Here is a 12,913-nt window from a genome sequence, read left to right on the forward strand (position 1 = left end):
GAACGGTCGGCATGGTCGAGACCGGGAGCGCGCCTGGGGCGCAGGAGTTCATCCCGCCGGAGGCGGACACCATCGCCGCGCTGCGGGCGGCGTCGTCCGGCTGCCGGGGCTGCGAGCTGTACCGGGACGCGTCACAGACCGTCTTCGGCCGGGGTGACGAGCGCGCCCGGGTGGTCCTCGTCGGCGAGCAGCCGGGAGACGTGGAGGACCAGCAGGGACTGCCGTTCGTCGGCCCGGCCGGTCGGCTGCTGCGCCGGGCCGTCGACGACGCCGGCCTCGACCCCGGCCAGCTCTACCTGACGAACGCGGTGAAGCACTTCCGCTTCGAGCTGCGCGGCAGGCGGCGCATCCACCAGACCCCGGACCGGGTGCACATCACCGCCTGCCGCCCCTGGCTGGTCGCCGAGTTCGCCAGGCTGCACCCGGAGATCGTGGTGGTGCTCGGCGCCACCGCCGCCAAGGCGCTGCTCGGCCCGACGTTCCGGGTGACGAAGCAGCGCGGCGAGCTGCTGCCGTGGCCGGCCGCCGCGCAACACCCGGAGGACTTCGCCGGGGTGCCGGTGGATCGCGCCGGCAAGGTCGCCGACGCGCCGACCACCCGGCTGCTCGCGACCATCCACCCGTCCGCCGTGCTGCGCGCCGACAATCAGGACATCGCGTACGAGGGCCTGGTCGCCGACCTGAAGGTGGCGGCCGGGGCGCTGCGCTGAGTCAGCCCGGGCGCTGATCCTCGACGGCTCCGGCCGGTGCTCAACCCTGCTGTCCCGCCTTAGCCGGTCTCCCGGCGTCGGGTGGAGCGCTACGGGTGTCATGACGGCCCGCCGCACCCACCCGTGGGCACGTGGTGCGTGCTACGGGTGTCCAGAGCGGCCTGAGGCGCCCTTAGCGTTACACTCGTGGGCTGGGTGGGGTGTGGGTGGAGCGCTATGGGTGTCTACGGGCGCGGAGGGTGCCCACCAGCGGATGACGTCGGCGCGGTCATGGACGCCGGATCAAGCGAGGCGTCGATGCTTGACCGCGGAGACGAACGTCTCGAAGGTCGCCGGGGCGAACACCAGCGCCGGCCCGTGCTCGTCCTTGCTGTCCCGGACGGCGACGACACCGGGGAGATTGGCCGCTACCTCCACGCACGCGCCGCCGTTGTTGCCGCTCTTGGTGCTCTTACGCCAGTGCGCGTTGCTCAGGTCCATGACGCCGCCGCTTCCCTGATGAGGTCGAGAGACTGCGCTCGGGGGAGCGCTTCGCTAACTATGCGCGCCCAGCGGCCTTCCAGGGTAGCGACTTCACCTCGATCCTCGATGATCTGAGCCCTGACCTGTGCGTCTATGTGCGCTGTGCGGGTGCCGTCAGGCATCTCCGCCAGGATGAACGGCCCTCCCATCCCGGGGTACATCGGCGTAGCCGACGGGACCACGTGAACCCGCACGCAGGGCAACTCGGCGCAGGCGAGGATGTGCTCGCACTGCTCACGCATCAGGGTGTCGTCCTTTCTGGTGCTGGCTGGACGGCGAAGGGCTGCCTCGTCCATGACGGCGATGAGCAAGGGCGGTCGGGACCTGCGAAGGACCGATTGCCGCTCGATCCGAGCTGAGACCAACTCCTCGATCTCGCCCGCGGTCAGCGACTCCATCGCGAGGGTCGCTCTGGCGTACGCCTCGGTTTGCAACAATCCGGGCACCCACACCAGCTCGAACCATCGAAGCTCCAGGGCTTCCCGCTCGATGTCGGCCCAGGGGCGGAACCATGACGGCTCACGTCTCTTGAGCACGTCCGGCCACAGGTCCTTTACGTCCTTGCCGAGGATGGCCGCCACCCGGGAGCGGGCCAGGGGGCGCGGGATGCGCCCACGACTGACCCAGCGCTGTGCCGTCTTGGGGTCGACACCTGTCTGAGCTGCGAGGCTCTCCGCGGTCTCACCCGCTTCGGTCATGGCCGCTATGAGCCCGTGGTTCACCGTGCCCTCCCCAGTGGACGTCCCCGACGTCTCACGAACATACAGCAACGCTGTGTGAGGGTCCTGTCACCGTTCGGCATCGTGTGGGAGGCGAGGACGATGCGGAGGCCGAAGATGACCAGGTGGAAGTGGTTCCAGCGTGATGACGAGCCGGTCGACGTGGTGCAGCCGGCCACGGCGTACCCGGATCGGGCCGGCGCCCACGCGACGCCGCCGTTCGCCGTGATCATGGCCGGTTACGTGCTCGACTTCCATCACCGGCAGCCCTGTTCCCGGTGCGAGGCGGACGGCGGTTGCGAGCGACTCACGCGGGCGTGCGAGACCCTGCGCGCCTGGCGGGACCGGACGGGGACCGATGGTGCTGAACGGCGGTGACATTCTGCTGGTCACCAGGGCGGCGAGCGTGCAGTTCACCAAGCCGATCCGGTTCCGGGTGATCCGGGACGTCACCGACGCGGCGACCTTCGACGGCTGGCGGTGGGTCGAGGGCTACGAGTTGGACGCCAAGGGCGAGGCGGTCCGGCGGCGGCGCATCTTCGTACAGTCGAAGGGGTTGCGGGTGGAGCGCCGGGCCGTCGGGGACGGCCGGGTGCGGCTGCCCGCCCGCTGAGTCAGCCGCGTCCCTGCCAGGTGCAGAGGCAGACCCGGTTGCCGTCCGGGTCGGCGAGCACCCAGAAGTTCGGCGCCTCGGCGTCGCTGACAAGCGTGCCGCCGGCCGCGAGCGCCGCCTCGATGCGCGGCGCGACCTCGGCCGGGTCGACCCATACGTCCGGGTGCCAGCGCTGCCGGGGCTCGTCGCGGCCCGACGCCTGGAACCAGATCGTCGGCAGCGCGCCGGCCGGGTCGCGTACCTCGTCGTCGGAGCTGGCATCGGCCGGTCGCTCCCACGCCAGGACCGCCCGCCAGAACGGCGCCACGGCGGCGTGCTCCGGGCTGTCCAGCCCGAGTTCCAGCCGGGCCAGGCCGGCGGGGGAGGGCGTCAGGCCGGCGTCGGCGGCGAGCGCCGAGATGGTCCGGGCCAGCCGCAGGTCACGGCCGGTGACCCCGCCGACGTCGTGCGACCACAGCCGCACGTCCACGAACGTGTAGCGCAGGTCCAGGTCGGGATGATGGTCGACCCGCTCGGCCTCCGCGCCGACGGCGGCCACCAACGCCAGTCCGGCCGCGAAATCGGGGGTACGGATGCGGGTGTGCAAGGCGCCGAGTAGGTACGTCCACCCGTCCAGCCCGGCGTCGTCGATCTGTGCTCCGGTCAACGTGCCCATCCCGCCATCCTGACGTGCCTCGGGCCGGCCGGCCACCGCCCACACCGGCATGCGGCCCCTGTCCCGGGCGGGTGAGCGGTGCCAGACTGGCCGCCATGGAGCAGCATCTCTACCAGCCCGTCCACGAGGAGTTCCGGGACCTGTGCCGCCGGTTCCTGGCCCGGGAGGCGGTGCCGCACCACGAGCGGTGGGAGGCCGACGGCATCGTCGACCGCGAGGTGTGGCGCAGGGCGGGCGCGGCCGGGCTGCTCGGTCCGGACGTCGACCCGGCCTACGGCGGTGGCGGGCAGCGTGACTTCCGGTTCAACGCGGTGCTCGACGAGGAGATCGTCGCGGCCGGCTGCACCGGGCTGGGCTTCGGCCTGCACAACGACGTGGTGGCGCCGTACCTGACCGAGTTGACCACCGACGACCAGCGCCAGCGTTGGCTGCCCGGTTTCTGCTCCGGCGACCTGGTCACCGCGATCGCGATGAGCGAGCCGGGCGCGGGCAGTGACCTGGCCGGCATCCGCACCACCGCGGTCCGCGACGGCGATTCGCTCGTGCTGAACGGCCAGAAGACGTTCATCACCAACGGGGAGATGGCCGACCTCGTGGTGGTGGTGGTCAAGACCGCCCCGGACCGGGGCGCGCACGGCGTGAGCCTGGTGGCGGTGGAGCGCGGCACCCCCGGCTTCGACCGGGGTCGCCGGCTGGCCAAGGTCGGCCTGAAGGCCAACGACACCGCCGAGCTGTTCTTCGACGACTGCCGGGTGCCGGCGGAGAACCTGATCGGCGTCGAGAACCAGGGCTTCTACCACCTGATGGCCAACCTGCCCCGGGAGCGGCTGAGCATCGCCGTCGGCGCGGTGGCGGCCTGCGAGAAGCTGCTCGCCCTCACGCTGGAGCACGCCCGGTCCCGGGAGGCGTTCGGCCGGCCGATCGGTGCGTTCCAGCACAACCGGTTCCTCCTGGCCGAGCTGGACACCGAGGTCACCATCGCCCGGACGTTCGTCAACCACTGCGTGGCCGAGCACGACGCGGGCCGGCTCTCGGTGACCGACGCGGCGAAGGCCAAGTGGTGGACCACCGAGTTGCAGACCAGGGTCGCCGACCGGTGCGTGCAGTTGCACGGCGGCTACGGCTTCATGCTGGAGCACCCGGTGGCGAAGGCTTGGCTGGACAGCCGGGTGCAGACCATCTACGGCGGCACCACCGAGATCATGAAGGAGATCATCGGCCGCGGCCTCGGCCTGTAGCGAAACCGGGTGCCGGTCGCCCGAGCCGGTGGGGGACGATGAGGCCCCCGCCGTACCCCAGGAGCGCCATGACCACCGACCTGACCGCGCCGGCGCCGCCCCGGCCCGACGTCGCCGGCATCCAGCGGCGTACCCTCCGGCTGCTCGTCTGCACCCAGATCATCGGCGGCGTCGGCGTCGCCATCGGCATCTCGGTCGGCGCGTTGCTCGCGGCCCGGGTCGCCGGCACCGCCCTGGCCGGGCTGGCGCAGAGCGCCGGGGTGGTAGGGGCCGCGCTGCTCGCCGTACCGGTGACCCGGCTGATGGGGGCCCGCGGGCGGCGACCCGGCCTGGTCGCGGCCTATCTGGTCGGCGCGGCCGGCGGGGCGCTCGTGGTGGTGGCCACCGCGACCCGCGTGGTGCCGCTGCTCTTCGTCGGCATGCTGCTGTTCGGCGGCGGCACGGCGGCGAACCTCCAGGCCCGCTACACGGCCGTCGACCTGGCCGCGCCGGAACGCCGCGGCCGGCAGTTGTCGTTGGTGGTCTGGGCCACCACCATCGGCTCGGTGGCCGCGCCGAACTTCGCCGCGCTCGCCGACGACACCACCCGGGGATGGGGCCTGCCGGTGCTGGCCGGCCCGTTCGCCTTCAGCGCCGTCGCGTTCGTGCTGGCCGCCGTCGTACTCCTGATCCTGCTCCGGCCGGACCCGCTGCTCACCGCGCGCCGGCTGGCGGCGGCCGAGGACGCACGTCCCGCCGGCCCCGCACCGGCGGTCACCCGCCGCGGTGGCATGGTCGCCGCGTGGCGGACGGTACGCGGACGGCCGGCCGCCCGCCTCGGCATCGCGGCGGTCGCGGTGGGGCACCTGGTGATGGTCGCGGTGATGTCGATGACCCCGGTGCACCTCGGCGAGTGGCACTCCGACGCGGACGTGCTGCGGGTGGTCGGCATCGTGCTCAGCCTGCACATCGCCGGCATGTACGCGCTGTCGCCGGTGGTGGGTTGGCTGACCGACCGGCTGGGCCGGCGGCCGGTGATCCTCGGTGGCGTGGCGCTGCTGCTGGCCGCGTGCGCGGTCGCCGGCACCGCCGGCCACCACACCGCGCCGCTCTCGGTGGGGCTGGCGCTGCTCGGGCTGGGCTGGTCGGGCACCATGGTGGCGGGCTCGACGCTGCTGTCGGAGTCGGTGCCGACCGCCGACCGGCCCGGTGTGCAGGGCCTGTCCGACCTGCTCATGGGGCTGGCCGGGGCGGGTGCGGCGGCGGTGAGCGGGTTCGTCCTGCGGGCCGTGGGGTACCCGACGCTGACCCTGCTGGCGGCCATCGCGGTGGTGCCGTTGGTGGCGCTGGCGTTGCGGACTCCGGGCGCAGCCGGGGCTTCCGGCGTGGCCGGCGTTTCCGGCGCCGGCGGACATCAAGAGGAGGACTGAACACGTGCGGCTGACCGACTTCTGGGCGCGGCTGGAGGAGGCGTTCGGGCCGGGCTACGCGGCCAGCATCGCCAGCGACCAGGTGTTGTCCCAACTCGGCGGGCGGACCGTCGAGCAGGCCCTGGCCGCCGGTGAGGAAACGCATGTGGTGTGGCGCGCGGTGGTGGCCGCGTATCCCGACCGGGTGCCCGCGCGACTACGCTGAGCAGCCTTTTCGGCGGTTCCGCGTGTCGCTTGCCCAGTCGTACACCTGTTCGGCTATTGTCCACAGCGGGGTGCTCGTCCACAGCTCGCGGCCCGTCGGCTGGTTTTCTGTCGGACCCAGCGCCTAGCGTGTCCCGCGTGACGCGAAGCTCAGGAAAGACGCCGGCGAAGGCAGGGGTGGCAACGATGGCGGCAGGTCCTGACCGGGAGAAGGCACTCGACCTTGCTCTCGCTCAGATCGACAAGCAATTCGGCAAGGGTTCGGTGATGCGGCTGGGGGAGCGGCCCGTCATCCAGACGGCGGTCACGCCGACCGGCTCCATCGCGCTCGACGTGGCCCTCGGCGTGGGCGGTCTGCCCCGGGGCCGGGTCGTCGAGATCTACGGTCCGGAGTCCAGCGGTAAGACCACTGTCGCCCTGCACGCGGTGGCCAACGCCCAGCGGGCCGGCGGCATCGCCGCGTTCATCGACGCCGAGCACGCGCTCGACCCGGAATACGCGAAGGCCCTCGGTGTCGACACCGACGCGCTGCTGGTCTCCCAGCCGGACACCGGCGAGCAGGCGCTGGAGATCACCGACATGCTGGTGCGCTCCGGCGCGATCGACATCATCGTGATCGACTCGGTCGCCGCCCTGGTGCCGCGCGCCGAGATCGAGGGCGAGATGGGCGACAGCCACGTCGGCCTCCAGGCCCGGCTGATGAGCCAGGCGCTGCGGAAGATCACCGGCATCCTCAACAACACCGGCACCACCGCGATCTTCATCAACCAGCTCCGCGAGAAGATCGGCGTCATGTTCGGCTGCATGTCGTACTCGACCAGGGTCACCCTGGCCGACGGCACACAGGAGAAGATCGGCAAGATCGTCAACCAGCGGATGGACGTCGAGGTTCTCTCCTACAACCCGGACACCGACCGGGTGGAGCCCAAGCGGATCACCAACTGGTTCAACAACGGGCCGGCGGAGCAGTTCCTCCAGTTCACCGTTGCCAGGTCCGGCGGCAACGGCCGGTCCCAATTCGCCGCGACCGCCAATCACCTGATCCGGACGCCCGGAGGCTGGCGGGAGGCGGGCGAGTTGATCGCCGGCGACCGGGTGATGCTTGCCGAGTCGCGTCGGCTCAGCGAGCAGCAGTGGCAGGTCGTGCTCGGTTCGCTGATGGGCGACGGGGCGCTGTCGCCGAACCAGCGGGACCGCTCCGGTGTCCGCTTCCGGCTGGGGCACGGTGCCCAGCAGGTCGCCTACCTCGACTGGAAGGTCTCCCTGCTGGGCAACATCAGTCATTCCCGCCGCACCGACGCCCGTGGCGCGAGCTTCGTCGACTTCACGCCGCTGCCCGAGCTGGACGAGCTGCGTCGCGCGGTATATCTCGGTGACGGTAAGAAGCACTTGAGCTGGGACTACCTCAAGGCGTTGACCCCGCTGGCGCTCGCCGTGTGGTTCATGGACGACGGCTGCTTCACGCTGCGCTCCAAGGGCTTGCAGGAGCGGACGGCAGGTGGTTCGGGTCGGATCGAGATCTGCGTCGAGGCGATGGCGGAGGGGACCAGGACCCGCCTGGTCGACCACCTGCGCGACGCGTACGGGCTGGACGTGAAGCTGGTTGCGCGAGGCGCCCGGCAGACCGCGTCGATCATCTTCACCACCGACGCGTCGGCGAAGTTCCAAGAGCTGATCGCGCCCTACGTTCCGGTCGCCATGGAGTCGAAGCTCCTGCCCCGGTTCCGCGGGCAGTGCGTGGTGGAGCCGCAGTTCGTGCCGGAGGAGCTCACCCCGGTGCCGGCGCGGGTCATCGACGTACGGGTCAAGCCCCGTACCCGGTCGATGAACCGTTTCGACATCGAGGTGGAGGGCAACCACAACTACTTCGTCGACGGCGTCATGGTGCACAACAGCCCGGAGACCACCACCGGTGGTCGGGCGCTGAAGTTCTACGCCTCGGTCCGGCTCGACGTGCGCCGCATCGAGAGCCTCAAGGACGGCACCGACGTGGTCGGCAACCGCACCCGGGTCAAGGTCGTGAAGAACAAGGTCGCCGCGCCGTTCAAGCAGGCCGAGTTCGACATCATGTACGGCAAGGGCATCTCCCGCGAGGGTTCCCTGATCGACGTGGGCGTGGAGCAGGCGATCATCCGCAAGTCCGGCGCCTGGTACACCTACGACGGCGACCAGCTCGGCCAGGGCAAGGAGAAGGCCCGCGAGTTCCTCCGCGAGAACCCGGACGTGGCGGCCGAGGTCGAGAAGAAGATCCTGGAGAAGCTCGGCGTCGGCACCGGTGGTGCGGGTGACGCCACCGGCGGCCCGGAGCTGCCGCCGGTCGACTTCTGATCCGCTGATCCGTGGCAGGACGACGCGCCCGCACGGGGCGGGGCTGGGATGCCAGCCCGCCCCGTGCGGGTGACGCCACCGGCACGCCCCAGCCCCGCCGTGGGCGCCGCGGTCGCGGGGCGGAGCCCGAACCAGGGGAGGCTCCGGCTCCGCCCCGCGACGAGGCCGAGGTGGCTCGGGAGATCTGTCTGCGGCAGCTCGCGACCCGGCCGCGCACCCGGGCCGAGCTGGCCGGCGCGCTGGCCCGGCGAGGCATCTCCGAAGAGGTGGCCGAGCAGGTCCTCGACCGTTACGACGAGGTCGGCATCGTCGACGACGCCGCCTTCGCGCGGGCCTGGGTGAGCAGCCGGCACACCGGCCGTGGGCTGGCCCGCCGGGCGCTCGCCAACGAGCTGCGCCAGAAGGGCGTCGACGGCGAGGTCGCCGGTGCGGCCCTGGAGGACCTCGACCAGGAGACCGAGGCGGAGACGGCACGGGCGCTGGTGGAGCGGAAGCTGCGCACCGCCCGGGGCGAGCCCGACGCGGTGTTCCGGCGCCTGGTCGGCATGCTGGCGCGCAAGGGCTACCCGGCCGGCGTGGCGATCCGCGCGGTGAAGGACGCCCTCGCCGCGCAGAGCGCCGAGGCGGCCGAGTTCGCCGAGCACATCGACGCCGACGCGTTGGCCGACGCCGAGAACGACCTCGACGCCCGCCGGCACGACTGACCGGCCCGGCGCGTCGACGTCGTGTGGACCGTGGGGAAGAGGTCGTGCCCGTGCTGACGGCGTGTGAAGGGTGTACGCCCGTGCTGACGGCGTGTGAAGGGTGTGCGCCCGTGCTGACGGCGTGTGAAGGGTGTGCGCCCGTGCTGAAGGCGTGCCTGAACGGGGGGCGACGGCGGGACGAGCATCCCGCCGTGCCGCTCACCCCGGCCGAGTTGGCGGCCGACGCCGTGCGCTGCGCGGAGGCCGGGGTGGCGGCCGTGCACGTCCATCCCCGTGACGACGGTGGCGTCGAGTCGCTCGACCCGGCGGTGGTCGCCGCGGCGCTCACCGCCGTCCGGGCGGCCCGCCCCGGCCTGCCGGTCGGGGTGAGCACCGGCGCCTGGATCGTGCCCGACCCGGCCGCGCGCGTCGCCGCCGTCCGCGCCTGGACGGTGCTGCCCGACTTCGCGTCCGTCAACGCCCACGAGCCCGGGGCGGCGGAGGTCGCCGCGGCCCTGCACGAGCGTGGCGTCATGGTCGAGGCCGGCCTCTGGACGGAGGCGGCGGTGGACGCCTGGCGCCGCTGGCCGACACCGACCGGGCGGCTGCTCGTCGAGTGCATGGCCGAACCGGTGGAGGCGGCGCTCGCCGACGCGACCGCGATCCTCGCCGCGCTCGCCGACGCGACCGGGATTCCGGTCGGGCTCGGCGACGCGACCGGGATCCCGGCTCGGCGCGCCGACACGCCCGCGATCGACGCCGGGCCGCCGGACGGGTGCCCGCCGGTGCTGCTGCACGGCGAAGGCCCGGCCACCTGGCCGGTGTTCGCCGAGGCGGTCCGAAGGGGCCTGCACACCCGGATCGGCTTGGAGGACACGCTGCTGCTACCCGACGGCAGCATCGCAGCGGACAACCGCACCCTGGTGCAAGCCGCCCAAGCCCAGCTCACCCCCTGACCCGTTCACCCACCCACCCACCCACCACCCACCCCACCCCGCCCTCTGTCCCGGCGATCATGAAGTTGGCGGCGTAGTTGATCTCCAAAACGGCCGTCAACTTCATGATCGCCGGGGACGGAGAGGCCATCGTGGGTCGGTGATCAAGGGTTTTGTGTCTGGTGGGTGATCGTTCTTGACGTCAACTCCTTGATCAGCGCGGGTTGGAGGACGGGAGAGGGCGAGGGTGGGCTCTGGAGGGAGGGCGTGGCGTCTGAGCAGGCGGAAAAGGTCACGGGGAGGTGACGGGCGGCGAGGTTTGTCCGGCGCTGTCCGGCATATTCTCAGCAATCCGTGACGGGTCAACTTCTCTCCGTCCGGGTGGTTTGATCATGACTCCTTGACCGAACGGCCCCTAGCGACCTAGCCTCGCCATACAGGCTCACTTTGCCCGACCAGCGCAGGCTAAGCGCACAACATAGAACGCGTAACAAGACAGCATCACTTTGGCCAGCTTCACCGGCCTTTGACGGCAGCTCCGGATTCGTCCGGAGCATCCGACAACTGCAACCGGCCGCTGGCGGTGCCCAACGAGGGGCACCGCCGACGGAAAGCTGCCCAGAGCCAGCCGCTCGGGTCGGGCGTCCAGAGCCGCAGGCGCGTCTTCGTGCGTGTCCTGCGGTCGACGTTCAGGGGAGGCGGCCATGGCGCGGCGGCACAGGTTCACCGGCGGTCTGCCACACGGTCCCGGCCGGTCCTCGCCGGTCGTCCGATGCCGGCCGACAGGCGGGTCTCGACCGACGCAGCGACCCCGGTCGCGGCACGCGGAGCCGCGGCCCGCCACGTCACGGCGGACACCCGGCGCGAACCGAACCGGCACGGCAGCGCGGACCGCGGGGGCGGCGTTGGCCGGCACGACGGGACGGTTCGGTGGGACGGCAGTGGCCGGCGCGGCGAAGCGGTTCGACCGGGCGACGGGCGCCGGCGCGAAGCGGTTCGACCGGGCGGCGGGGGTCGGCGCGGCGCGATTCGACCGGGCCACGGGGGCCGGTGTGGCGAAGCGGTTCGACGGAGCGGCGCACCGGTGCGGGGTCGGGCGATGAGCGCCTTCGACGTGATCCTCCTCGTGGTGGTCCTGCTGCTCGTCGCGTTGGTGGTCGGCGCGGTGCTGTTCGGCGTGCGTACGCTCAAGCGGCTCAGCCTGGCCCCCGCGCCGGAGGACCCGGCCTTCATCGCGGAGAAGGACCGGCAGGAGCAGTCCCTGGCCGCGCTCCGCAGCGCCGCCGACGAGGCGAACAGCACCATCGACGTGGCGAAGTCGGCCGCGTCTGCCGCCCGCGCCGAGGCGGCTGCCGCGAAGGCCGAGGCGAAGGCTGCCCGGGCGGAGGCCCGGCGGGTGCTCGACGATGCCCGGGCCGAGGCCGACACCGTGCTGGAACGGGCGCACAAGCAGGCCGAGGCGGACGCCGACCAACTGCGCACCACCGCGCGGCGCAGCGGCGAACGGGAGGTGGCGGTGCTCGCCGCCACCACCCGGGAGCAGGCCGCCGAGGTGGAGCGACGGGCAGCCCGGATGGACGAGCGGGAGCGGATGCACACCGAGGAGGTGGAGCGGCTGGCCGAGCGGGAACGGCAGCTCACCGCCGCCACGGCCGCGCTCGCCGCCCGGGAGGCCGCGCTTGCCGAGCGGGAGCGCGCGCTGACCGAGGTGGAGGAGCAGCGCCGCCGCGAGCTGGAACGGGTGGCCGGGCTGACCGCCGACACGGCTCGCGCCGAGCTGGTCGAGTCGATCGAGGGGCAGGCGAAGCGGGAGGCCGCGCTGCTGGTCCGGGAGATCGAGTCCGAGGCGCGGGGCACCGCCGAGCAGCGGGCCCGGCACATCGTGGTGGACGCCATCCAGCGGGTCGCGAGCGAGCAGACCGCGGAGAGCGTGGTCAGCGTGCTGCACCTGCCCGGCGACGAGATGAAGGGCCGGATCATCGGCCGGGAGGGGCGCAACATCCGCGCCTTCGAGTCGGTCACCGGCGTCAACCTGATCATCGACGACACGCCCGAGGCGGTGCTGCTCTCCTGCTTCGACCCGGTCCGGCGGGAGGTCGGCCGGCTCACGCTGGAGAAGTTGGTGTTGGACGGCCGGATCCACCCGCACCGGATCGAGGAGGTCTACGACCTGGCCCGGCAGGAGGTGGAGGAGCTGTGCCACCGGGCCGCGGAGGACGCCCTGGTCGAGGTGGGCATCACCGAGATCCACCCGGAGCTGGTCACCCTGCTGGGCCGGTTGCGCTACCGGACGTCGTACGGGCAGAACGTGCTCAAGCACCTGGTCGAGACCGCGCACATCGCCGGCACCATGGCGGCCGAGCTGCGACTGGACGTGCCGACCATCAAGCGCTGCGCGTTCCTGCACGACATCGGCAAGGCGCTCACCCACGAGGTGGAGGGCAGCCACGCCATCATCGGCGCCGACCTGGCCCGCAAGTACGGCGAGGCCGAGGACGTGGTGCACGCCATCGAGGCGCACCACAACGAGGTGCCGCCGCAGACCATCGAGGCGGTCCTGACCCAGGCGTCGGACGCCTGTTCGGGCGGGCGGCCGGGGGCGCGGCGGGAGAGCCTTGAGGCGTACGTCAAGCGGCTGGAGCGGATCGAGGAGATCGCGGCCGGCAAGCTCGGCGTGGAGAAGGTCTTCGCCATGCAGGCGGGCCGGGAGATCCGGGTGATGGTCAAGCCGGACGACGTGGACGACATCGGCGCGGCGGTGCTGGCCCGGGACGTGGCGAAGCAGATCGAGGAGGAGCTGACCTATCCGGGGCAGATCCGGGTGACTGTGGTGCGCGAGTCCCGGGTCACCGAGATCGCCCGCTGACGGGTAGACGGAATCGGGCCGGTCGGATCGC

At 72.2% G+C, this 12,913-nt stretch carries 13 protein-coding genes and 2 pseudogenes; 12 read left to right on the forward strand and 3 right to left on the reverse strand.

Going from position 1 to position 12,913, the window contains the following annotated elements; all coding sequences use genetic code 11:
* The first annotated feature begins 11 nt into the window (after positions 1-11).
* Complete coding sequence (locus O7613_RS02860; RefSeq protein WP_282291910.1) at positions 12-710, forward strand: UdgX family uracil-DNA binding protein; 699 nt, start codon at positions 12-14, stop codon at positions 708-710.
* A 282-nt stretch (positions 711-992) separates the two neighbouring features.
* On the opposite strand, the gene O7613_RS02865 is transcribed toward O7613_RS02860, so the two are convergent.
* The gene (locus O7613_RS02865; RefSeq protein ID WP_282291911.1) at positions 993-1,190 is read right to left on the reverse strand and encodes a DUF397 domain-containing protein; all 198 of its coding nucleotides are present in this window, start codon (positions 1,188-1,190) and stop codon (positions 993-995) included.
* Entirely contained in the window at positions 1,181-1,954 is a 774-nt protein-coding gene (locus O7613_RS02870) for a DUF5753 domain-containing protein (protein ID WP_282291913.1), read from the reverse strand. Before O7613_RS02870 ends, O7613_RS02865 begins: the two co-directional genes overlap by 10 nt.
* Positions 1,955-2,068: 114 nt before the next feature.
* On the opposite strand from O7613_RS02870, the gene O7613_RS02875 reads away from it, so the two are divergent.
* Both O7613_RS02875 and O7613_RS02880 read left to right on the forward strand, forming a co-directional pair.
* A complete protein-coding gene (locus tag O7613_RS02875) occupies positions 2,069-2,329 on the forward strand; it encodes a hypothetical protein (RefSeq protein WP_282291915.1) in 261 nt (86 codons plus the stop codon).
* The gene (locus O7613_RS02880; protein WP_282291917.1) at positions 2,310-2,564 is read left to right on the forward strand and encodes a hypothetical protein; all 255 of its coding nucleotides are present in this window, start codon (positions 2,310-2,312) and stop codon (positions 2,562-2,564) included. The genes O7613_RS02875 and O7613_RS02880 overlap by 20 nt, the downstream gene beginning before the upstream one ends.
* A gap of 1 nt (position 2,565) precedes the next feature.
* On the opposite strand, the gene O7613_RS02885 is transcribed toward O7613_RS02880, so the two are convergent.
* Complete coding sequence (locus O7613_RS02885; RefSeq protein WP_282291919.1) at positions 2,566-3,219, reverse strand: VOC family protein; 654 nt, start codon at positions 3,217-3,219, stop codon at positions 2,566-2,568.
* Between the two features lie 95 nt (positions 3,220-3,314).
* Here O7613_RS02885 and O7613_RS02890 point away from each other — a divergent pair, with 95 nt between their 5' ends.
* The 9 genes and pseudogenes from O7613_RS02890 to rny all read left to right on the forward strand — a co-directional run bounded on the left by O7613_RS02890 (position 3,315) and on the right by rny (position 12,882).
* Complete coding sequence (locus O7613_RS02890; RefSeq protein ID WP_282291921.1) at positions 3,315-4,457, forward strand: acyl-CoA dehydrogenase family protein; 1,143 nt, start codon at positions 3,315-3,317, stop codon at positions 4,455-4,457.
* 68 nt (positions 4,458-4,525) lie between these two features.
* Positions 4,526-5,866, forward strand: a complete 1,341-nt coding sequence (locus O7613_RS02895) for an MFS transporter (protein ID WP_282291923.1) — start codon at positions 4,526-4,528, stop codon at positions 5,864-5,866.
* A gap of 4 nt (positions 5,867-5,870) precedes the next feature.
* Complete coding sequence (locus tag O7613_RS02900) at positions 5,871-6,071, forward strand: DUF3046 domain-containing protein (protein WP_091072521.1); 201 nt, start codon at positions 5,871-5,873, stop codon at positions 6,069-6,071.
* 185 nt (positions 6,072-6,256) lie between these two features.
* Positions 6,257-6,871: pseudogene (gene recA, locus O7613_RS02905) on the forward strand (recombinase RecA); the annotation flags it as partial.
* Between the two features lie 3 nt (positions 6,872-6,874).
* Positions 6,875-7,723: pseudogene (locus O7613_RS02910) on the forward strand (recombinase RecA); the annotation flags it as partial.
* Positions 7,724-7,894: 171 nt separating this feature from the next.
* Positions 7,895-8,398 (forward strand): hypothetical protein, encoded by a 504-nt coding sequence (locus O7613_RS02915; protein WP_282294463.1) that lies wholly within the window; start codon positions 7,895-7,897, stop codon positions 8,396-8,398.
* A gap of 11 nt (positions 8,399-8,409) precedes the next feature.
* Positions 8,410-9,102 carry a regulatory protein RecX gene (locus tag O7613_RS02920; protein ID WP_281584327.1) on the forward strand — a complete coding sequence of 231 codons (693 nt, stop codon included), beginning with the start codon at positions 8,410-8,412 and terminating at the stop codon, positions 9,100-9,102.
* A 140-nt stretch (positions 9,103-9,242) separates the two neighbouring features.
* Positions 9,243-10,037 carry a 3-keto-5-aminohexanoate cleavage protein gene (locus O7613_RS02925; RefSeq protein ID WP_282291925.1) on the forward strand — a complete coding sequence of 265 codons (795 nt, stop codon included), beginning with the start codon at positions 9,243-9,245 and terminating at the stop codon, positions 10,035-10,037.
* 1,078 nt (positions 10,038-11,115) lie between these two features.
* Entirely contained in the window at positions 11,116-12,882 is a 1,767-nt protein-coding gene (rny, locus tag O7613_RS02930; RefSeq protein WP_282291926.1) for a ribonuclease Y, read from the forward strand.
* The last annotated feature ends 31 nt before the right edge of the window (positions 12,883-12,913 follow it).

Origin of the sequence: Micromonospora sp. WMMD975, from assembly GCF_029581215.1 — a bacterium.
Classification (GTDB): domain Bacteria; phylum Actinomycetota; class Actinomycetes; order Mycobacteriales; family Micromonosporaceae; genus Micromonospora.